Origin of the sequence: Kitasatospora sp. NPDC057936, from assembly GCF_042887525.1 — a bacterium.
Lineage (GTDB): Bacteria > Actinomycetota > Actinomycetes > Streptomycetales > Streptomycetaceae > Kitasatospora.
The window spans coordinates 1-21,265 of the sequence record NZ_JBHVPD010000141.1; the positions used below are offsets into that span (position 1 = coordinate 1).

At 72.5% G+C, this 21,265-nt stretch carries 13 protein-coding genes and 2 pseudogenes; 9 read left to right on the forward strand and 6 right to left on the reverse strand.

The window, feature by feature from the left end; translation table 11 throughout:
* Window positions 1-206: 206 nt before the first annotated feature.
* Complete coding sequence (locus ACFVU9_RS42310) at window positions 207-5,345, reverse strand: RICIN domain-containing protein (RefSeq protein ID WP_387602883.1); 5,139 nt, start codon at window positions 5,343-5,345, stop codon at window positions 207-209.
* A gap of 837 nt (window positions 5,346-6,182) precedes the next feature.
* Between ACFVU9_RS42310 and ACFVU9_RS42315 the strand changes: the two genes are divergently transcribed.
* Together ACFVU9_RS42315 and ACFVU9_RS42320 are read left to right on the forward strand one after the other, a co-directional pair.
* Window positions 6,183-6,470 (forward strand): alpha/beta fold hydrolase, encoded by a 288-nt coding sequence (locus tag ACFVU9_RS42315; protein WP_387602852.1) that lies wholly within the window; start codon window positions 6,183-6,185, stop codon window positions 6,468-6,470.
* A 69-nt stretch (window positions 6,471-6,539) separates the two neighbouring features.
* Window positions 6,540-7,358: a methyltransferase domain-containing protein gene (locus tag ACFVU9_RS42320; protein WP_387602855.1), complete on the forward strand. Its 819-nt coding sequence runs from the start codon at window positions 6,540-6,542 to the stop codon at window positions 7,356-7,358.
* Between the two features lie 113 nt (window positions 7,359-7,471).
* Here the strand turns inward: ACFVU9_RS42320 and ACFVU9_RS42325 are convergent, their stop codons facing one another.
* A complete protein-coding gene (locus ACFVU9_RS42325; protein WP_387602858.1) occupies window positions 7,472-7,645 on the reverse strand; it encodes a hypothetical protein in 174 nt (57 codons plus the stop codon).
* A gap of 338 nt (window positions 7,646-7,983) precedes the next feature.
* Entirely contained in the window at window positions 7,984-10,968 is a 2,985-nt protein-coding gene (locus ACFVU9_RS42330; RefSeq protein ID WP_387602861.1) for an AAA family ATPase, read from the reverse strand.
* Between the two features lie 327 nt (window positions 10,969-11,295).
* On the opposite strand from ACFVU9_RS42330, the gene ACFVU9_RS42335 reads away from it, so the two are divergent.
* Window positions 11,296-11,475 carry a hypothetical protein gene (locus ACFVU9_RS42335; protein WP_387602863.1) on the forward strand — a complete coding sequence of 60 codons (180 nt, stop codon included), beginning with the start codon at window positions 11,296-11,298 and terminating at the stop codon, window positions 11,473-11,475.
* A gap of 200 nt (window positions 11,476-11,675) precedes the next feature.
* Here the strand turns inward: ACFVU9_RS42335 and ACFVU9_RS42340 are convergent, their stop codons facing one another.
* On the reverse strand, window positions 11,676-13,865 hold the full coding sequence (locus tag ACFVU9_RS42340) for an MMPL family transporter (protein ID WP_387602866.1): 2,190 nt from the start codon (window positions 13,863-13,865) through the stop codon (window positions 11,676-11,678).
* Between the two features lie 395 nt (window positions 13,866-14,260).
* On the opposite strand from ACFVU9_RS42340, the gene ACFVU9_RS42345 reads away from it, so the two are divergent.
* From ACFVU9_RS42345 to ACFVU9_RS42355, 3 genes and pseudogenes are all read left to right on the forward strand, one after another.
* Window positions 14,261-15,541 carry a sensor histidine kinase gene (locus ACFVU9_RS42345; protein ID WP_387602868.1) on the forward strand — a complete coding sequence of 427 codons (1,281 nt, stop codon included), beginning with the start codon at window positions 14,261-14,263 and terminating at the stop codon, window positions 15,539-15,541.
* Window positions 15,538-16,245: a response regulator gene (locus ACFVU9_RS42350; protein WP_387602871.1), complete on the forward strand. Its 708-nt coding sequence runs from the start codon at window positions 15,538-15,540 to the stop codon at window positions 16,243-16,245. The genes ACFVU9_RS42345 and ACFVU9_RS42350 overlap by 4 nt, the downstream gene beginning before the upstream one ends.
* A 14-nt stretch (window positions 16,246-16,259) precedes the next feature.
* A pseudogene (locus ACFVU9_RS42355) lies at window positions 16,260-16,508 on the forward strand (transposase); the annotation flags it as partial.
* Window positions 16,509-16,693: 185 nt separating this feature from the next.
* Here ACFVU9_RS42355 and ACFVU9_RS42360 read toward each other — a convergent pair.
* Window positions 16,694-17,287, reverse strand: a complete 594-nt coding sequence (locus tag ACFVU9_RS42360; RefSeq protein WP_387602874.1) for an MBL fold metallo-hydrolase — start codon at window positions 17,285-17,287, stop codon at window positions 16,694-16,696.
* Between the two features lie 91 nt (window positions 17,288-17,378).
* Here ACFVU9_RS42360 and ACFVU9_RS42365 point away from each other — a divergent pair, with 91 nt between their 5' ends.
* Both ACFVU9_RS42365 and ACFVU9_RS42370 read left to right on the forward strand, forming a co-directional pair.
* Window positions 17,379-18,362 (forward strand): GlxA family transcriptional regulator, encoded by a 984-nt coding sequence (locus ACFVU9_RS42365; RefSeq protein WP_387602877.1) that lies wholly within the window; start codon window positions 17,379-17,381, stop codon window positions 18,360-18,362.
* Window positions 18,363-18,540: 178 nt separating this feature from the next.
* The gene (locus ACFVU9_RS42370; protein WP_387602880.1) at window positions 18,541-19,791 is read left to right on the forward strand and encodes a serine hydrolase domain-containing protein; all 1,251 of its coding nucleotides are present in this window, start codon (window positions 18,541-18,543) and stop codon (window positions 19,789-19,791) included.
* A 216-nt stretch (window positions 19,792-20,007) separates the two neighbouring features.
* On the opposite strand, the gene ACFVU9_RS42375 is transcribed toward ACFVU9_RS42370, so the two are convergent.
* Window positions 20,008-20,580 (reverse strand): dihydrofolate reductase family protein, encoded by a 573-nt coding sequence (locus tag ACFVU9_RS42375; protein ID WP_380448478.1) that lies wholly within the window; start codon window positions 20,578-20,580, stop codon window positions 20,008-20,010.
* Between the two features lie 207 nt (window positions 20,581-20,787).
* Here ACFVU9_RS42375 and ACFVU9_RS42380 point away from each other — a divergent pair.
* Window positions 20,788-21,227, forward strand: a pseudogene (locus tag ACFVU9_RS42380) (solute carrier family 23 protein); the annotation flags it as partial.
* Window positions 21,228-21,265 lie beyond the last annotated feature (38 nt).

Genomic DNA, 21,265 nt, shown 5'->3' on the forward strand with positions numbered 1-21,265 from the left:
CCCGTTCCCCTACGTCCACGCCTACAACGCCGACGGCAAGGAGATCTACAACCAGAAGACCCAGCCCACGGTCAAGGGCACCCGCCCGTAGCCCGCCAGCAGGCATCACCTCGGACGCCCGGTGGTGCGGCGGGCGCCCCGGCGCCGGCGGGTGGCCGGCACCGGGGCGCCCGTGGGTCGTGCGGGGTGGGGCGGGGTCGTTCGGGTCAGCAGGGCTCGGCGGTGCGGCCGAACTTGGTGGACCAGATCGCCTTCCACCGGTCCGCGCCCTCGCCGGCGGCGTGCCCCTTGTAGAGGACGAGGTTGCCGTCCTGCTGGACGCGCAGCCAGACGTACCGGCCGCCGCAGGACGGTCCGGTGCCGGCGTTCCAGGCGGCCCGGCCGTCGGCACCGTAGACGACGAAGTTGCCGTCCTCCTGCATGATCGCCACACCGGGGCGGGTGCCGGCGGTGCCCGAGTTCCAGATCACCTCGGTCGTGGTCGTGCCCTGCTGGCAGTCGGGGCCGCCGCAGAACGGGATGTCCGCCTCCCAGTGGGACAGCACGAGGTTGCCGTCGGTCTGGTACTCCAGCTTCCAGCCCTCCTCCGTGGTGTTGATGCCGAACAGGCCGGAGCTGCCGTACTTGATGGACGTGTCGATGTGCTGGCCGGGGCGCAGGCAGCGGCCGCTGTCCAGGTGGTCGACCGTGCCGTCCCAGGTGTCCCTGGGACCGTTCGGCAGGTCCTGGCAGTTGGGGAGCGGGAGGGGCAGGGGCAGGGAGTCGGGGCCGCGGAACCCGCCGCCCGAGCCGCCGCCACCGGTCGACCCGCCGCCGGTGCCGCCACCGCCGCCGGTCGAACCACCGCCGGTGTTGCCACCTCCCGTGCCGCCACCGGTCGAACCGCCGCCGTCGAAGGGAAACGTGTCGAGCTTCCACCACTGCGCAGTGGTGTCACGGCACTGCCAAATGGCCAGGTCCTGGTCGTTGTTGACGGCAGTGAGGCAACCGCCGTCCGTGGCCGAGATGATCCGGTACCAGCCACGCGCACCCTCCTGGAAGCGCCACAGCTGATTGGCATTGCCCTCCTGCGAGCCGATGAGATGGGTGCGGTGAGTACTGGGGTCATGGTCCATGACCATCCCCCCACCGACCTTGGTCTCGATCAGCCACTGGCTGTTCGGCTTCTGCCAGAGCGTCCACTGCTGAGCGAGGGCACCGTTGGCACCAAGCGACTTGATCCGCGTGCCCGAGGCATTGGAGCCGCGGTCGAGGTCGGCGACCATCCAGTTGTTGCCGGACACCAAAGACCCCGTCACACCATGCCGCGGATCACTGCCACCCGGAGCCTGCGGAGAACCAGGACTCCCGGCACTGCCACCGGGAACCGCACCACCACCGGTGCCGCCGCCGGTCGAACCACCGCCAGTGCCGCCACCTCCCGTGCCGCCACCAGTCGAACCACCACCGGTCGAACCGCCCGTGCTACCGCCGCCGGTGCCGCTGTCGCCGCCCTGGGTCGGGCCGTTCTGGATGTTGTCGAGTCGCCAGCGCTGCCGGTCCGAGCCGTCGCAGGCCCAGATGCCCAGCTGTTCACCGCTGTTGGCGGCGGTCAGGCAGCCGTTGTCGGTGTCGCTGGTGATCCAGTACCAGCCGCCGCCGGCGTCGCGGAACGCCCAGTGCTGGTTGGCGTTGCCGTCCGAGACCCGGATGAGGTGGGCGCGGTGGCTGCCCGGGTCGTGGTCCATCACCATGCCCTGACCGGCCGCCGTCTTCCCGTCGGTGAGCAGGGTCTCGATGATCCACCGCCCGTTGGCCGTCGGCCAGAACGCCCAGCGCTGCGCGTCGTTGCCGTTGGCGCCGAGCGCCTTGACCGGCGTCCCGGCGGCGGTGTTCGCGCGGTCCAGGTCCGCCACCAGGCCGGCGTTCGCCGAGCGCAGGGTGGCGACCTGCGAGGAGCCGATGCCGGGGCTCACCACCGGCGTGGTGCCCGGCTGCGGGGCCGGCTGCGGGGCCGGCTGCTTCTCCTGCCGGGGCGGGACGGTGCCCAGGCCCCAGCGCTGGGAGTCGCTCTGGTTGCAGTCCCAGAGCTGGAGCGGGGTCTCGTTGACGGCCTTGCCGTCGGTCACGTCCAGGCAGCGACCGGAGGCGGGGTTGACCAGCGAGTAGCCGGGGCCCTGCTGCCAGTCCTGCGCGGGGCTGTCGTTGCAGGTGTACAGGCCGACCCGGGTGCCGCCGGCGGTCTTGCCGTCGGCGACGTCCAGGCACGTGCCGAACGCCTTCAGGGTGAACACGCCGCTGCGCGCGGACGGGGTCCACTGCTGGGACGGGCTCGCGTTGCAGTCGTACAGGTCGGTCGGGGTCCGGTCGGCGGTCTTGCCGCCGGCGACGTCCAGGCACTTGCCGGGGAAGGCCGAGTACACGGTGACGGGGGCGGGGCCGTTCCCGCCGCCGTCCGCGACCACGCCGTTCAGTCGCCACTTCTGGCGGTCGGAGCCGTCACAGGGCGCCACGGTCAGCGGCTGGCCCTTGGCGGCGAGGGTGAGGCAGCCGCCGCCGTCGCCGTTGGCGATCGTGCTCCGCCCGTCCCCCGCGTCGGCGAACCGCCACAGCAGGTCGTTCCGGCCGTCCGCCACCGGCTGCAGCGCCGTACGGTGGGTGGCGGTGTCGTGGCCGAGCACCAGCCGCTCCTCCGGCCGGCTCCGGCCGTAGGTGAGCCGCGTCTCGATCAGCCAGTTGCCGTTGCCGCGGTCCCAGAACGCCCAGCGCTGCGAGTCGGTGGTGTTCGGCTGCCAGGCCTGCACGGGGGTGCCGGCGTTCGCCACCCCGTCGCGCACGTCCGGCACGAGCTGCGGGTCGGCCGCGGAGACGACACGGATCCCCTGCGTCGGATCGGGCTGCTGCCCGCCACCGGAGGGACCGCCCCCCGGCAGGCTCGGCCCGCCGGGCCCGCCGGGGCCCCAGCCGAACGGCGGCAGCAGCGGCAGGAACGGGAAGCCGGGCAGCGTGATCCCGGGCAGCGAGGGCGCCGGCTTGGTCCCGGTCCCGGGGTTGGTCCCGGTCCCGGGATTGGTCCCGGGGTTGGTCCCACCGTTGTCGCCACCGGGGGTGCCCGGGTCGGGCTTGCCGGGGTCGGGCTTACCCGGGTCAGGCTTGCCCGGGTCGGGCTTGTGGGGATTCCTGCACGCTCGGACCGGCGGGTCCGCCGGGAGCGGCTTGTCCGGCAGGTTGGGGAACCCCGAGGCGGCGGGCCACGGAGTCGTCGGCAGGCCCGGCAGGGACGGCCAGGGCACGCTCGGGAAGTTCGGGATCGACGGCCACGACCAGGCGGGGAAGCCGGGCAGCGAGGGCCGGCCGCCCGTGGGCAGGTTCGGCGCGCCCGGCCAGGAGATGGCGGGCAGGTCCGGGTGCCCCGGCCACGGGACGTCCGGCGCACCGGGCACCGACGGCCACTTGACGTCCGGGAAGCCGGGCACGGTCGGCCACTTCAGCTCCGGATGACCGGCGACGCCGGGGGTGGCCGGTACGGGCTGACCGGGGATGATCACCTCGCTACCGGGGTCGGCACCAGGGGCGACCGGCAGAGGCAGGATCGGCCACGGCACGTTCTTGGTGCCCGGCATCGTCGGCCAGGCGACCCCGGGGAATCCGGGCACCGTCGGCCAGCCGGTGCTGCCCTGCTGGGTCGGCAGGAGCACGGCCGGCAGCTGCGGCGCGCCCGGCCAGTCGACGGCCGGAAGGTCCGGTCGGCCCGGCATCGGCACGTCCGGGTAGCCGGGCACCGACGGCCACGGGATGCCCGGCGCGCCGGGCAGCGCGGGCCAGGTCAGCTCGGGGTGTCCCTTGACGGTCGGCCACGGCAGGCCCTGGTAGCCGGGCACCGTGCGCCCGGCACCGCTCGGCGTGCCCGGGTCGGCGGGCACGCACGGCGCGGCGAGCTTCCACTTCTGCGGGATGCCGCCGTCGCACGGCCGGACGCTCAGCCCGGCGGACTGCTGCCCGGCCATGGTCAGGCAGGACTGGTCGGCCGCGCTGACGAGATTGAACGTGCCGTCACCGGCGTCCTTGAACGTCCACTGCTGGCCGGTGCTGCCGTTGGGCCGGCCCGCCGCGTCGTTCTGCACCGGCCGGATGACGGTGTTGTGGCTGTCGGCGTCCTGCTGGAGGACGGTGCCCTGGGCCAGGGCGCTCTCCACCACGTACCGGCCGTTCGCCACCTCGCGCAGCCGCCAGTTCTGCGAGGCGGTGCAGTTACGCGCGTACGCCTGGACCACCGTGCCGTCGGCCTTCACACCGCCGCGCACGTCCAGGTTGAAGGTCGGACCGTAGGCGGACGCCGCCGCCGTGAGCTGGTACGTCGCACCATCGAACGGCCGCGCACGGCCCGCGTCGGTGGCGGCCGGGGTGGTGACCGGCGCGTCGGCGGAGGCCGTCAGCGCCGCCGTCGACACCTTCGGCGCAGCGCCGGCGGCGGCGACCGTGGTCGCGGTCGATCGCAGCGCGGCGGACCTCAGCGTCGCGGCCGTGCTGCTCGTTGTCGCGTCGGGCTTCTTGCACTCGGGGTCTTCGTCGGCGGGGCCGCCCTCGCACTCCTTCTTGTTCGCCATGTTCGGTGCTTCGGCCACCCAGACCCGCGAGTTCCAGCCGAAGTCCCCGAGATCCGGTATCGCCGTCTGATTCGGCTGCGGGACGGTCCTGTGCCTCTCGTCCAGCACATCGAACTCGTTGCTGGGCAGCAACTCCCCGAGGACCCTGTTGTACGCCTGGCGTACATGCACCGCCGATTCCACGAACTCGCCGGGGATGGCCCCGATCGCCGCCCACTCGTACTCGCCCTTGGCGCTCGTGGGTGCTTCGAGCTCGGGGAACTGGTCAAGAACGTAGAAGAAGCGTTTATCCGGCCTGATCTTGTAGACCCAGCCCTCCTTCCACGCCCTCACCACCGTGCCGTCGGGGTCGGTTTCCACCCGGCTGAAGCCGGTGTTGCGCGCGGCGAACGCGTTCGCCGTCCCTTGTTCGGCACTCGTGCTGACGTAGCCCGAGTTGGCGGTGCTGTGGCCGGTCTTAATATCTCCGTCCACGTGTTCGTACAGGTCGAAGGAGGACGGACCCGCCACCGAGCCCCTGGACCTGAATCCGTCCCGGAAGATCGTGTCCGGGTCCATACCCTCGACGAGGGGACCCACCGTGCCCTGGTTGTCGTCCGTCGGACTGCCGCGATTGAGGCCGACCCCACGGTAGACGAACGGGGGAAGCGCCCTGCTCGTGTCCAAACACGGGTGCAGGTACGGCGGCGCCTCGGCCGCCTGGGCGGCCGGTGCTACGGCGCCCAACAGGGGAGCCATCAGCACCCCCGCGGTCACCACGGTCGCCAAGGACCGGATTGTGGATCTGAAGAAATCGCGGCGCATGAGCGTCGGCGACCTCACCTTCGTACTGGCATGCCGATCAAGCCCCACGCTCGGCGAGCGCGGGCCCGCCGAAGCTATAGACCGCCCGTATACAACTGATCAACGCAGGTCAGCGGCGGGCCCCGGCGGCCCTCCGGCCCGCTCGGCGTGCCCGGGACGTCTGCGCCCGAAGTCGTCTCGTGCTGCCGGGTCGTCAGGTTCGCAGTGCGGGAACGGAGCCCCGCGGTCCGCCGCGATGCGCGCCTGGGCCCGGTGCATCGTGTCCGGAATAATCGGACGCCATCCACGGTCGCCGCCGACAAGCCCCTCAAGGAGCTCGACTCCTTCAAGCCCGGGCAAAGCCCCGACGCCCAGCGGGACCTGACGGTCGACAAGTCGGTGCGCCTGTCCTACCGGCGACGACCTGCAGCGGGTCGTACTGAACCTCGCCCGCGCCGACGGGCTCGGCAAGGGCCGGGGCGGATCCGCCGGGCCCGGCGCGGCGCCGGCCCCCGGAAAGCCGCTCACCGGCGCCCAGTCCGAGGAGCTGCAGCGCCTCGGGATGAGCCCGGCGGAGCAGGAGGTCTACACCAAGCTCGGCCTCGGATACGAGGACATGAAGGACATCGCCCAGAAGGGCTGACCCCTGGTCCTTCCCCACGCTGTCCGGTCCGCCGCCGTCGCGGCGGGCCGGTCACCGTCGTGCGACGGCCCGCGGCCGGGCGGGACGCACGGCCGCGCGTACGCACTGTCGGTGGGGACACGTAGGGTGCCGTCCGGTCCCGAGGAGACCATCCCGGCCTCCGGCGAGCCGTGCGCTCGCCGGGGGCCGTTGGCATCGGTGCGGCCCGGGGGCTCCGGCCGCGGGCAGCGGACCACATCGCCCGGCAGAGTGTCCAGGTGACCGGCCAGCCCGTCGGGGCAGCCGCATGGCAGCAGGTGCCCTCGACATACCTCGTCTGCACTCAGGACCGGGGCACCCCACCGCAGTTGCAGCGCGAGTTCGCCCACCGGGCCGGCAACGTCGTCGAGCTCGACGCCGGCCACCACCCGTTCCTGTCCCAGCCCGCCGCGGTCCGGGACCTGCTGCTGAGCCTGTGAGGACGGCGACAGCCGATCGTCGAAGTGCCCGAGCAGCACTGACGGGCCGTCGCTCCTACAGTGGGCGGCATGACCAGCCCTCGCGCCACCTCAGCCTTCCACGCACCCAACGCCGACCCCGCGATCACCGACCGCATGATCACCGCACTGGACGTCCAGGCCGCCAATCCCGGTGTGCGGCGGCTGCGGGAGTGGGCACACGCACAGCTTGCCGCGCGGCCCGGCGAGCAGGCACTGGACGTCGGGGCCGGGACCGGGTCGGAAACCCAGGTGCTGGCCGCGGCGGTCGGCCCGCAGGGCGCGGCGACCGGGCTCGAACCCCACCCAGGACTACGGGCGGTGGCCGAGCAGCGCGCCGCCGAAGCGGGCAGTTCGGCGCGCTTCCTCGACGGAACCGCCCTCGCCCTGCCGCTGCCCGACAGCAACGTCGACGTGATCTGGTGCGAACGAGTCCTCCAGCACCTGGACGACCCGGCGGCAGCGGTCGCCGAGATGAGCAGAGTCCTGCGCCCGGGCGGCCGGGTGGCCCTACTCGACACCGACTGGGCCACCTTCGTGCTCCACCCGGTCGACCCGGAGCTGCGCCCCGCGCTGGCCTCCGTCGCCCAGGCCACCGCCGCCACCCCGGACGCCGGCCGCCGCCTGACCGGCTGGCTGGCCGGGGCGGGCCTGACCGTCGACCACGTCGGCGCCGACGTGCTGCTCCACGACACCGGCAACGTCACCTGGCCGATCGTCCGCGGCCTCGCCACGGCGGCGCTCGGGCGCGGCCTGATCACCGAGAAGCAGCGCGACGGGCTCTACGACGACCTCACGGAAGCCGCCGAACTGGGCGCCTTCCACCTCTCCGTGACCATCTTCGCCGCGGTGGCGCACCGACCGGGCTGACCGTCCGGCCACCTCGCCCGGCACCGGCTTGCGCAGGAAACCGGGCTGGTCCGACTTCCTGCGCGCACACGGCCGTGTCCGTGTGCGGCCGGCCATGAATCGGCGATTCCGGCTCACGTCCACCGGTCGCGAGATTGCGCGACGCCCCCCCAGCGCGGGCGCAGCGCCTCGACGAGCCGCCGGTGAGCGGCGCCGAGATCGCCGTCGGCCGGCAGGCGGGCGATGCCCGGCGCCGGGTCGGCCCGCAGGGCCTCGATGCGGTGCAGGTGATCGGTGGTGTCGTCCATGGCGAAAGTCAACCGTGTGCCGCTGACAGGGCCTGATCCGACAGACGTCACACCGGCGGTTCAGCGCCCTGCACCCGTGATTCCGCCCGGCCGCCTTTCGCGGTGCGAACGGGCAGCCGGGGGACGCTGCTGATCGTCGAAGTTCCCGGGCAGCCCCGACAGGCCGCCGCTCCTACGGTCCGCAGCTTCCACACGATCCCGTTCAACAGCAGCCGGTCGTCCGACCGCGGACGACCGGCAAACCCCCGAAGCCAGCAGGAATCGTGACAGCACAACCCACTTGACGTCCGAGAGCCTATGACGACGCGCCGTGACCGACATGATCGCCCATCACTTGATCAGCTTTGAAGACGACCCAAGGCGCCGATGTCCTCCGGGTGGAAGAGGCGGAGGTCGTCGACGGTGCTCTCCAGACCCGTGCGTTCGCGTTCGCGGAGGCGGCGGGCCTGGGCGGTCTGGACGGAGGCGAGGAGTTTGCGGATCTCGCGGGCGTTGCCGAGGGCGTAGTCGGGGGCGTGGGTGGCGAGGTGGGAGCGCACGGCGGCCAGGGTGTCGGCGGGGAGGGTGTAGCCGGCGGGTTCGGCCATCCGGACCAGGATCTCGACGAGTTCGTCGGGGCCGTAGGCGGGGAACTCGACGGTGGCGGAGAAGCGGGAGGCGAGGCCGGGGTTGGCGGCGAGGAAGGACTGCATCTCGTCGGTGTAGCCGGCCACGATGACGACGACCTCGTCGCGGTGGTCCTCCATCAGCTTCACCAGGGTGTCGATCGCCTCCTGCCCGTAGTCGGGCCCCGAGCCGGCCGGGCGGACCAGGGCGTAGGCCTCGTCGATGAACAGCACGCCGCCGCGGGCCCGTTCGAAGGCCTCGGTGGTCAGGGCGGCGGTCTGCCCGGTGAACGCGCCGACCAGGCTGGCGCGGGAGACCTCGACGACCTGCCCGCGCGCGAGGACGCCCAAGGCCGCGAGCAGCGAACCGTACAGCCGGGCGACGGTGGTCTTGCCCGTCCCGGGTGGGCCGGAGAAGACCAGGTGGCTGGGCAGAGGATCGGCGGGCAGGCCGGCCGCGCGGCGGCGCCGGGCCATCACGATCAGGTCCATCAGGTCCCTGATCTGCTGTTTGATGCTCTCCAGGCCCACCATGGCGGAGAGTTCGCCCAGGATGGCGTCCAGCTGATCGGTGTCCCTGGTCTCGCCGAAGCGTGTGCCCAGGCCGCGGTCGACCACGTCGTTCAGGTCTTCGGGCAGGAGCTGCACCAGATCCTCGGGCGAGGGGTCGTCGTGGTCGGCCAGCCGCAGCGCCTGCTGCTGGATGGCGGCCTCGAATACGCGCCGGGCCTCGCGCCCGTTGCCGAACGTCGCGGTGCGGCGGGCCTGCTGGAAGTGGGCCTTCAGCGCCTCCCGGGTGCCATCGGCGAGGACGAAGTCGAACTGCGCGGTCAGCCCCTCGACGATGGCGACGAGTTCGTCCGGGGTGTAGTCCTCGAACTCGATGGTGCGGGAGACCCGGGACTGGAGGCCGGGGTTGGCGGAGAGGAACTCGCGCATCTCGGCCGAGTAGCCGGCGAACACGACGACGACCTCGTCGCGGTGGTCCTCCAACAGCTTCACCAGGGTGTCGATCGCCTCCTGGCCGAAGTCCGTGCCCACGCCGAAGCGGCGGGAGAGGGCGTAGGCCTCGTCGATGAACAGCACGCCGCCGCGGGCGTTGTGGAAGACGGCGGTGGTCTTCTGGGTCGTCTCGCCGAGCACTTTCCCGACCAGGTCGGCGCGGGAGACCTCGGTGACGTGGCCGTCGGCGACCACGCCCAGGGCGGCCAGCAGCCGCCCGTACACCCTGGCGACGGTGGTCTTGCCGGTGCCCGCGGAGCCGGAGAACACCATGTGCCGCCCGATCGGCGGTCCTGGGGTCACCCCCGCGCGTCGGCGCTGCTCGGCCACCCGCAGGAACTTGACCAGCTTGCCGATCTCCTCCTTGACCTCGCGCAGGCCGATCATGGCGTCCAGCTCGGCGAGCAGCGCGTCCAGGGAAGTGTTCGGGGCGGCGGTCGGCGCCGTACTACCGGTCGGACGCTCGGCGGGCGGGACGAGCGGGCGGGACGGCGCCGACGGCGGGGAGGGGGTAACAGCAGGAGCTGTGGTGGAGTCCGGTGCGGACTTCGGCGCCGGCTGGAAGTCCCGCAGGTCGCCCTTCTGGTTGTCCGTCGAGACCAGTGCTTTGATGTCGGCGTCGGCGCCCCGGAACACGATGAGCCCGGGGCCCTCGGTCCTGGTGACGGTGACGCTGTGCAACCGGGCGGGCCCGCCGGGCATGAGCACCAGGCCGGCGTCGGCGTTGCGGGTCAGCTCGACCCCGGTCATGGTGAGCGCGCCGTCGTCGCCGAAGCCGACGCCGACCTTGTTCCGCTCGATCCGGCCGCCGGTCACCTCGGTCCGGCTGCCGCCCCCACCGGCCGCGAGCCCGAGGTCCGTCGACCCCTCAACGACGCAGTTGGTGAGCGTGGCCACGCCGCCGTCGTCCACGACGGCCCCGTAACGGCGGGCGTCCTGCACGGTGACCCCGTCGGCGGTCAGGACACCGCGGGTGGTGCACCAGACGCCGTCCTGCGCAGCCGCGGTGATCCGCAGCCCCTCCACGGTGGCGTGGGCGTCGTCCCGGACCACGAGCCCGCACTGCTTGGAGCCGGAGACGGAGCCACCGCGGATCGCGGCCCTGGCGTGGCCGTCGATCACGATCCCGCCTTGGTCCGTACCGTCGATCTCGCACTGCTCGATCAGCGGGTTGGCCCGCGCGGTGACCCAGATCCCGTGCTCCCCGGCGCCGCTGATCCGGCAGTTGCGCACGCTCACCCGGGCGCCGTCACGCAGCGCGATCCCGCACGCCCCGGCGCCGATCACCTCGGTGCCCTCGATCACGCCGGCGGCGTCCCGGTAGGCGATGCCGGCGTCGCGGACGGTGCTCCCGCGCAGGAACAGCTCCGCGCCGCCGCGGGCCCACACGCTGGTGGCCGACCGGCTCATGAACTCGCAGTCCTCCACCACCGCGGTGCCGCCGACGACGCTCAGCGCCAGCCCGTCCGGGTGCCAGTTGCGCAGAACCAGGCGTTGGAGCGTCGTGCGGCCCTCGATCTGGAGGTTGTGCTCGTCGGAGCAGTCGATCACTACGGACCCACGCGGGCCGAGCGCGGTGATCGTCGCGGTGCCCCAGAACCGGTACGCGTCGGTCCGGTAGTGACCGGGCGTGATTGCGATGTTGACCGCCCCGACCGGGGCTGCCTGCAACGCATCGCCTAGCGTCCGGTACGCCCTCGGCTCCGTCTGCGACACCAGCAGATTGAACATCCACACCCCATGCCCCGAACCACGATGCTCCCAGACATGATCGTATGTCAGGGCCCGGACTCGGCCGACCTGCGGTGTCGGTCGGCGGAGTCCGGGGCAGAGCGGGGACGGGAGTTTGAAGACCAGCCCCAGGTACAGCACCCGTACGATCGCCTCCAGCTCGGCGTCGGTGGTGCCCACGACCTACCGGCGCGAGCTGCCGATGGGCCCGCGAGGCGATCGCGGTGCCCACGCACCACCAGGAATCAGCCGGCCGCAGCGGCGTGGTGGCGGCGGCACGGGCCCGTACCGCAGAACGTCAAGGAGCTGATCGTGAACTCGCCGCGGTTCGCCGTCGAACGGGCCATCCCGCTAGGCAGCATCACCCTCGAAGTGATGACCGACGCGGTAGAACGGATCCTCATCAAGGCCGGGTGGATCGTGGACCGGACCCTGATCGGTGTCCACGACTCGGCGATCAAGATCCGCGATCGGATCCCAACCGACGATTAACCCCAGGCGCTGGCTGGAACCCCCTGCGGCCGTCCCTCGCACGAGGCGGACCAGTCGCACCGATCACACGATGTCGACGAGTTCGCTGAAGTGGTTCGGCTCGTGCCGACCGGGAAGGTAAAACCCGAACTGCTCCGGGCGGCGTGAGCGGTTGCGCCTCTTCTGCAGGACGTCCTGCTGGAGTACCGGCGGCTCGCCGGTCAGGGCACCGGGACGCGGTAGGGCTCCGGGGCCGGCTCGGCCCGGTGGTGGTGGGCCGGGCGGAGCGGCCACCAGAGGGCGCGGCCGAGCAGGGCGGCGACGGCGGGCACCAGGACCAGGGACAGGACGGCGGCGGAGAGCAGGATGCCGAGCGTCAGCGCGAAGGCGACCTGTTCGCTGCCCGGGGTGGCGGCGAGGGTCGCGAAGGAACCGGCCAGGACCAGGCCGGCCGTGGCGATGGCGGGCGTGGTGTGCCGTACGGCACGGGCGACGGCGGCGCGGGGCGGGCCGGGGCGCTGCATCTCCTCGCGGATCCGGTCGGTGATGAGGATGTTGTAGTCGGTGCCCAGTGCCACGACGAACAGGAACAGCACCAGCGGGAGGGTGAAGCTGACGCCCGGTTCGCCCAGCCCGTGCTGGAACAGCAGGGTCGCGGCGCCGAGGGTGGCGGCGAAGCCGAGCCCAACGGAGACCATCAGGACCAGCGGGGCGAGCAGGCTGCGCAGGAGCAGCAGCAGGATCAGGGCGATCAGGGCGGCCGCGACCGGGAAGACGATCGTCAGGTCGTGGTCGACGGCGGTGGAGATGTCGGCGAAGATCGCCGCCGTGCCGCCCACATGGGCGCTGGTCCCGGCGGGTGTGTGGGCGGCGACCGTGGCGCGGACCGGGCCGGAGGCCAGGTCGCGGGCGCGTCGGCTCTGCGGGTCTGCGGTCAGGTAGAGGTCGATCCGGGCGGCGCGCCGGTCCCCGTTGAGGACGGTGCCGCCCGTCTTGCCGACGCCCTCGACCTGGGTGAGGGCGTGGGAGAGGCCGTCGAGCCGGCCGGGGGTGAGGGTGGTGCCGTCCGTGGTGACGACGTAGACGCTCGTCGGGTCGGAGACGCCGGCCGGCAGGGTGCGGGAGATCTCGGCGGCGGTGGCGGCGGCCGGGGTCCGGTCGCCGGCGCCGCCGAGGCCGTAGTCCATCCGGATCCCGGTCATCCCGGCGGCCAGTGCGCCGAGCAGGGCGAGGGCGGCGAGCAGCATCGGCAGTGGCCGCCGGGCAACGAGCGCGCCGAAGCGGGCGGCGAAGCCCTCGCCCGGCTGGCGGCGCAGGCTGCGGGAGGGCCAGAACATGCCGCGGCCGCAGGCGGCGAGCAGGGCGGGCATCATGGTGAGGCTGCCCAGCAGCATGACCAGGACGGCGACGGCGATGGCCGGGCCGAGCGAGCGGAACTGGCCGAAGCTGGCCACGCCGAGGGTGGCGAAGGCGGCGACGATGGTCAGCGCGGCCGAGGTGATCGCGGTGCCCACCCGGGCGGTCACCTGGGCGGCGGCTTCGCGGGCGGGCTGCTCGGGCCGGGCCCGCAGGTGCTCGCGGAAGCGGAAGAGCAGGAAGAGCAGGTAGTCGACGCCGATGCCGAGCAGGACCACGGAGACCAGCCCGGGGGTGCCGGCGTCGAGCTTGAGGCCGGTCAGCGTCGCGGCGACGGCCACGGCTCCGCCCGCCACGCTGCCGATCATGGCGACGGCGAGCAGCGGCAGCAGGGCCGCCGCCACGCTGCGGAACACCAGCACGTTGAGCAGGACGATCAGCCCCATGACGAGCGCGCTGCCGACCGTCGCGGCAGTGCGGTGGGAGTCGGCGGTGTCCACGGCGTCGGCCAGTCCCCCGGTGAACCCGGTGCGCATCCCGGCGTCGGCGAACCGGGCCCGGGTGGCGTCCCGGAACGCCCGGTAGACGCCCTGGACGCCCTCGTCCGCGGCGTTGCCGGTCAGTTCGGCGGAGAGCAGTTCGAAGCTGCGGTCGGGCGCCACCATGGCCGGGGCGACCCGTGGGGTCTGGGACCGGTCGGGGACGAGGAAGGCCGGCTCGTCGTCCTTCCTGGGCATGACGACCCGGCGCTGGGCGAGCTTCGCCGCCTCGGCCTCGACCCGCTGCTGGTCGGCGGCGGTGAGCGCCTCGCCGTCGGTCCTGGCGACCAGAACCGTGACCGTGGTGGCGTCGGGTTTCATCCCGAAGTCGTCCTCGGCGATCCGCAGTGCGGCGGCCGAGTCGTAGCTCTTGGGCAGGAAGTCCCCGGTCTGGGACTGGGTGACCCGGGCGAGCAGCATCGGGCTCAGCAGGGCCAGGGAGATTCCCAGCACCACCCAGAGGGCGATCACCTTCCACGGGTTCCTGGTTGAGTATCCGGTCAGTGCACGGATCACGGTTTCCTCCGGCGGTGGACGCGAGCGTCCGCAGGGTCGGTCTCGGCTGCGGGGGTTCCCGGCCGGGTTCCAGACCATCACCCGGGGTGGGCCGAGGACGTCCCTGCGACGGACGATCCACACCGGGGCCCCTGCTCCTCGGCCGGGCCCGGACCCGGGACCGTGGTCCTGGTCCGGGCTCCGTGATCGGCCGTGGGGACCATGCAGGGGCGGGGTGGGTCGATGCCAGAATGGGGTCATCGGGCCTGATCAGGGCCGATGACGGTTGGATCAGGGCCGATGACGGTTGGTCGGGGCCTGATCGGGGCCTGGCCGGGGCTCATCGGAGCCCGGTCGGGGCTCAACGGGGCTCAACGGTAGGGCGCGGCGCGGGCCGGGCGCGGAGGGGAACGGATATGGGCGGGCGTCAGCGTCCCGGGGCGGAGGCGGCACTCGGGGCGGAGCGGGCAGACCCGGCGGACCCGGCGGACTCCGACGGTGCGCCGTGGACGCGCGCCGACGCGCTGCTGGCCGTCGGTGCCTGCACCATCGACCTGCTCGGCTACCTGGTGTTCAACGGGGATGCCGGTGACCACGGGGCGAGCCTGACGGGTTTCCTCCTGGTCACGCTGTCGGCCCTGCCGCTGCTCGCCCGGCGCAGCCGCCCGGTCGCGACGCTGGCCGGCGTCCTGGTGCTGCAGTCGGCGGCCGACCTGTCCGCGCCGGCGAGCCCCCACTTCGGCGCCGCGCTGGTGGTCGCCCTGTATTCGGTGGCCAGGGCCCGCACCGCCCTGGAGACGGCGGCAGCCTCGGTGGTGACGTCGGTGCTGACAGTGCTGAGCCAGAGCCACCTGCGGATGCCCGCCTGGCAGGCGGTCGTCAGCGCCCCCGTCTCCGCCCTGCTCGTGGTCGGCGCCGGCCTCGCCGTGGCGCGCTGGCAGCGGGAGGTCGCGGCCAACCGCAAGCTGCTGGCCGACCGCGCTGTGGCCGATGAACGCCGCCGCATCGCACGGGAGTTGCACGACATCGTGGCGCACCACATCACCACCATGCAGCTGATGGCCGGCGGCGCCCGGGCCAACCTCGCCCACCCGGAGGTGGTCCGGGACGCCCTGGTCACCCTGGAGTCCTCCGGGCGACTGGCCCTGCGGGAGATGCGCCAGCTCCTGGACGTCCTGCGGGCCGGCGACGAACCGGACACCGCCCCGCCCTCGCCCCAGCCCGGGGCCGAGGACCTGGGCCGGCTGGTGGACGAGTCCCGGGTAGCCGGCCTGCCGACCGACTTCGGCGTCCAGGGGCCCCGCCGCCCGCTGCCGCCCACTGTCGGCCTGACCGTGTTCCGGATCGTCCAGGAGGGCCTCACCAACGCCCGCAAGCACGCCGGGCCCGCCCGCGCGACCGTCACCCTGACGTACGGTCCGGACCGGGTCACCGTCGAGGTGCGCGACGACGGGGGCACAGCGGACACGGCGGGCACGGCGGGCACGGGCGGCGCCGCACCGCAGGAGGCGGTGCCGGCCGGCGGCCGGAGCGGGTACGGCCTGATCGGCATGCGCGAGCGCGTCGCCCTGCACGGCGGCACCCTGCGGACCGGACCACGTCCGGAGGGCGGCTTCGCCGTCCTGGCCGACCTGCCACTGGCCCCGGAGGAAACGGCCGACGCGGCCGTCCAGCACGGAACGGCGACGGCCCGGTGAGCGCGCACGGCGACGGCCCGGTGGGCGCGGCGGCACCGGGCATCCGGGTCCTCATCGCGGACGACCAGCCGCTGGTGCGGCGCGGCCTGTCCCTGATCCTCTCCCCCGACCCGTCCTTCGAGGTGGTGGGCGAGGCCGAGAACGGGGAACAGGCCGTCACCGCCGCCCGCCTGCTGCGCCCCGACGTCGTGGTGATGGACATCAGGATGCCCGTGCTCGACGGGGTCGGCGCGACCCGGGAGCTGGCCCGCACCCTCCCCTCCTGCCGAGTCCTCGCCCTCAGCACCTTCGACATGGACGAGTACGTGGTGGCCGCGCTGCGCGCCGGCGCCCACGGGTTCCTGCCCAAGGACGTTTCGCCGGAGGAACTGGGCGCGGCGATCCGCACCGTCCACGCCGGCGAGGCGGTGGTCGCCCCGCGCCTGCTCACCCGGCTGATCTCCACCTACGTCCGGGCCCCGGTCGGCGCCTTGCCGCCGGTCACCGACACGGGCGGGCTGACGCCCCGGGAGGTCGAGGTGTGGCGGCTGATGGCCACCGGCCTCGACAACACCGAGATCGCCCGGGCCCTGGACATCAGCCTGTCGACGGTGAAGAACTACATCACCAGCATCTTCGGCAAGCTCGACGTCCGGGACCGCGCCCAGGCGGTCATCGCGGCCTACGAGTCCGGCCTGGTCACGGCGCGCACGGGAGGCGGGTAGCGGGGGCTTTCCGTCTGCGGGCCCTTGTCGACCGCGAGCTCTGCCCGCCCGGGTCCTGGACCGAGGATCGGGACCGCTGCCGCGCGGCGAAGATCCCCGACGAGCGGGAGTTCCACACCAAGGGCCGGCTCGCCAAGGCCCTGGTCCTACGGGCACTCGCCTCCCCACTGCCCGCCGCCCGGGTCACTGCCGACTCGGCTTACGGATGGGAAGGACGCTTCCGCCGACTGCTGGAACAGTCCGTTGTCGGCTATGTCCTGGCAGTGCCCAAGTCCCAGTTCGGCGTGGGCTGTCCACGCATCGACTGGCTGTTCTCCCAGGCCCCGGCCGACGCCTGGCAGCGGATCTCGTGCGGTGCCCGCGACGCACCGGACTTTCCCGCGGTGCATGCTCACGATCACCGCCACGCCGACGAACGGCCACAGCCCGACCAGTTACCGAACACGCCTCAGCGCGGGGTCGTGTCGTCGGCCTCGAACGGGCCGCCGTGGCCGGGCACGATCAGGTCCGCCGCAGCCAGCACCCGCAGCCGTGAGGCGCGCAGCAGTTCGCGGTCCGGGGCTACCGGATCGTCCGCCGGGCCGTGCGTGTGCCACCACAGGTCGCCGGCGAAGGCGACGACGCCCGAGTCCGTGCCCGCCAGCAGCGTGATGTCCTCGGGGCTGTGGCCTGGGGTGCGGATCAGGCGCAGCGAGGGGGTGAGTTCGTAGCCTTCTGCGTCCCGGTTCTTCCACTGGTCGCCCTGGTACTCCACCTTGTGGTCGTGTACCCGGGCGCGGCGGAAGAGGCCGACGTTCATGGTGTTGTCCGGGTGGTGGTGGCTGAGTACCACGTCGGTGATGTCTTCGGGGGTCAGGCCCAGTTCCGCGAGCGGGGCGAGGATGTGGTCGGGGCTTGCCACCATGCCCGGGTCGAAGATCACGTGTCGTCCTGCGTCGGAGATGTAGGAGACGGTTGCGGCGACTCCGGGGCCGGTGGATCCCACGTAGCCGGTGGTCAGGACCTTGTATGTGGCGCTGCGGCCGAGCGGTGCGTCTGTCATGGCCTCAATCCTTCCGGGTGCGGCGGTGGTTCACGAGTGGCACTGATGCCCTTGATCGCAGGATTCGTGCCAGGTGTGCCAGACTGCGACGGTGCCGCCTTTCAAGACCGTCGCCGCGTACGCCCCTCCTGGTGTCGGCCTGCTCGCCGCCGGCATCGTCACCGAGGTGTTCGGTCCCCATGGGGCGGAGCTGCCCGGGTTCGACTTCGCCCTGTGCGCCGACCGGCCCGGACCGGTGCCGACGGACTGCGGCGTGCCGCTGTCCGTCGCGCACGGGCTGGACCGGCTCGCCGGCGCCGATCTGCTCATCGCCCTGCCCGGGACCGCATTCCGCGCACCACCGGCCCCGGCTGTGCTCGACGTGCTGAGGGCCGCGCACGAGCGCGGCGCCACAGTCGCGGCCCACTGCGTCGGCACGTTCGCGCTCGCCGCCGCCGGACTGCTCGACGGCCGTCGGGCGACCACCCACTGGCGGTTCGCCGAACTCCTCGCCGACCGCCACCCGCAGGTCACCGTGGAAGCCGGCGCGCTCTACATCGACGAAGGGAGCGTCGTCACGGGTGCCGGAGCAGCCGCGGGCTTCGACCTGTGCCTCCACCTGCTGAGGCGCGAGTACGGCGCCGCGCTCGCCAACGCCGTCGCCCGGGACATGGTGCTGCCGTCCCACCGCGACGGCGGTCAGGCCCAGTACCTGGCCGCGCCCGTCCCCGAGGACGGCCGGGACGAGCGGCTCGCCGAGGTCCTCGGCTGGGCCCGCGAGCACCTCCACGAGCCGCTGCCCGTCACGGAACTGGCCCGCCGCGCCATGATGAGCAAACGCTCCTTCGCCCGCCGCTTCACCGCGGCGACCGGTACCACCCCGCACGCCTGGCTGCGAAGCCTGCGGCTGAGCAGAGCCGAGGAACTCCTCGAAACCACGGACCTCCCGGTCGAAGAGGTCGCCCGCCGGGTCGGCTACGGCAGCGCGGCCGTGCTGCGCGAGCAGTTCGTGCGGCGCCGAGGGGTGCCTCCCCGCTCCTACCGGCGCGCCTTCACCAGCGCACCGAAGCGAACCGGGCAAGCCACCGCCGGATGAGCAACGAACTCGTCCTCGTCCGCGACACCGCCCGCTGATCACCCGCCGGCCGAGCCCCTGGGCCGGCGCCTCCGGAAGCTCGAATTCCCCCGAGACCGGTACGTATCAGGGGCGACTCCGGGGCGGCTGGGGGCTGATCCCTGATGGCTGGACAGTCAGCCTCCGGCAGGCTCGAGGCATGACTTCCGAAACCTTGCCGACCAACCGCGCGACCGCCACCCTGAAGGGCCGCAGGAGGCGGCTGCCGCTCGCGGGGCTGGCCTGCATGGCTCTCACCGCAGTGGTCCTGAGCGCCGCTGCCCCGGCTCTCGCCGCGCCGGCCGGGCGCCCCGCAGCCGTCGCGGCGGCCTCCGAGGCGTCTCTTACCGAGCTGAACGTGGCTGCGCTCCGGGCGGCGGTCGCAGGTGCCCCTGCCACCACGACAGCGGTGCTGGCCCGGGTCAGCGGGCCGGCCGGGCACTGGACGGGAACGTCCGGGGTCGCCGATGTGACGACGGGGGAGGCCGTCCCGGTCGACGGCCGGTTCCGCCTCGGCAGCGTCACCAAGATGTTCATCGGGACCGTGGTGTTCCAGCTGGCCGCGGAGGGCCAGGTCGATCTAGACCGTCCTGTCCAGGAGTACCTGCCGGACGTGCTGCCCGCCGACTACCCGGCGATCTCCGTGCGCCAACTGCTCGACTACACCAGCGGTCTGCCCGAGCTGACGGCACAGGACCTGCCGACCGACCCGCAGGGGATCGTCGAGCACCGGCTCGACGACCACTCCTTCGGCGAGTTGGTCGCCATGGCGGTCAAGCATCCCCGGCTCTTCGACCAGCCCGGCACCATGCAGAGCTACGGGGCCACCGGCTACTACCTCGCCGCGATGCTCGTGGAGAAGCTGACCGGCCGGAGCTACCAGCAGGAGATCACCGACCGGATCCTGCTGCCGCTGGATCTGCGGCACACCACCGCGCCCGAGACGGACACGACCATTCCCGGTCCGCACACCCACGGCTACATCGACCTCTCCCCCGCACATGACAAGAGCGGGCTGGTCGACATCACCGAGCAGAATCCGGGCGCCGGAGGCATGATCTCCACGACGGCGGACCTGGACCGATTCCTGACGGCGCTCTTCCGGGGACGGCTCCTGCCGCCCGCGCAGCTCGACGAGATGTTCACCGTCCCCGATGTCCCCTACCTGGGTGGCAGTGACCAGGACCCGGGCCGCGGCCGGGCCTTCTACGGCGCGGGCCCGATGCGTGTCACCCTCCCCGACGGCGTGACCGTGTGGGGCAAGACCGGCAGTACGTTCGGCTACACCGACGGCATGTTCGCCACCCGTGACCTGAAGCGCCGGCTCGTCTACTCCTTCAACCCCATCACCGGAGGCGGCAACGACCGCCGCCTCGTCAACCAGATCATCTCGGCGGCCTTCAACGCGTGAGCGGACGGAGAGGTACCACCGGTTCCCGACGTCGCCCGGTGGTGCTGTACGGCGACACCTTCTTCGTCCCGTGGTTGCCGTTGCCATGTCCCCGGCCTTCAAGGGACCCGAGCACGACGAGCAGAGCGCATGGCCGAGCGAACGATCTACCTCGATCCGGATCGACGCGATCCACGGTCCCGAAGATCCATGTCCGGTCCTCCCACGGGAGCCTCGTCAGCGGACGACGTCGAACACGTTCTTCTGCAGGCCGTTGGCGTAGGTCTCGTGCTCGACGAGCTTGAGCTTCTGGGTGTCCTTGTCGGTGGCGCTGAACAGGCGCTTTCCGGCGCCGAGGAGCAGCGGGAAGACGAGGAGGTGGTAGCGGTCGATGAGGCCGGCGTCCGAGAGGGCCTGGTTGAGGGCGGCGCTGCCGTGGACGATGATCGGGCCGCCTTCGGTCTCCTTCAGTGCGGCGACCTCGTCGAGCGAGCGGAGGATGGTGGTCTCGCCCCAGTTCGACACCAGGTCACCGTCGGTGAGAGTGGTGGAGACGACGTACTTCGGCATCACCTTGTAGTCGGCGAAGTCCTCCATGCCGGGCCACACCGGGCTGAATGCCTCGTAGCTGGTCCGGCCCAGCAGCATGGCGGTGGCTTCCTTCTGCTCCTGGCCCTTGATGCCGAACGCCTCGGGAAGGAACTCCGTGTGCTTGAAGGTCCAGCCGGTGTTGCGGTAGCCGGGTTCGCCGCCGGGGGCCTCGACGACGCCGTCGAGCGAGATGAAGGCGGTGCTGATCAGAGTACGCATCTGGGGTTCCTCGGTGTCTCGTGTCAGGTTCTCGGTTGATTCAATCGGTGCGCGCATCGATCGCAGTCGCGGCCGAGGCGCACCAGCCGTGATCTATGACTGTGGATCACAGCAAAACTCATCGCTCGTCGCCGATTCTCCACAGGCTCCTCGGGTTCAACGGCCCGAGCGGTTCGCCACGGAGGTCGTCCAGGACCTCGGCGATAGGCCGCCACCCGGGTCTACTCCACCGCCGCCTACTGGGCCGCCGCCGCCTTCGGCTGCCGTTCGGTGTCTGCCCGAAGTTCGGTGCCGTCGTGGCCGCGATCCCGGGCGGGGTGCTCGGCGGGATCACCGTCATCCTGTACGGCATGATCGGCCTGCTCGGCGCGCAGATCTGGATCACCGCCAAGGTGGACCTGCGCAACCCGCTGAACCTGGTGCCGGCCGCCGCGGGCATCATCATCGGCATCGGCAACGTCTCCATGAAGTTCACCGACACCTTCAGCCTCAGCGGCATCGCGCTGGGCACCATCGTCGTCATCACCGGCTACCACGCGCTGCGGGCGCTGGCCCCGGCGCACCTCAAGGCGCAGGAGCCGCTGCTGGACTCGGGCACGTCCTCCTACGACGCCGAGGAAGCGGGTGGGGCGGGCCCGACGAGGTAGGCGGACCGGCCCGTGCTATGGGCCCCGGCGGAGTGACG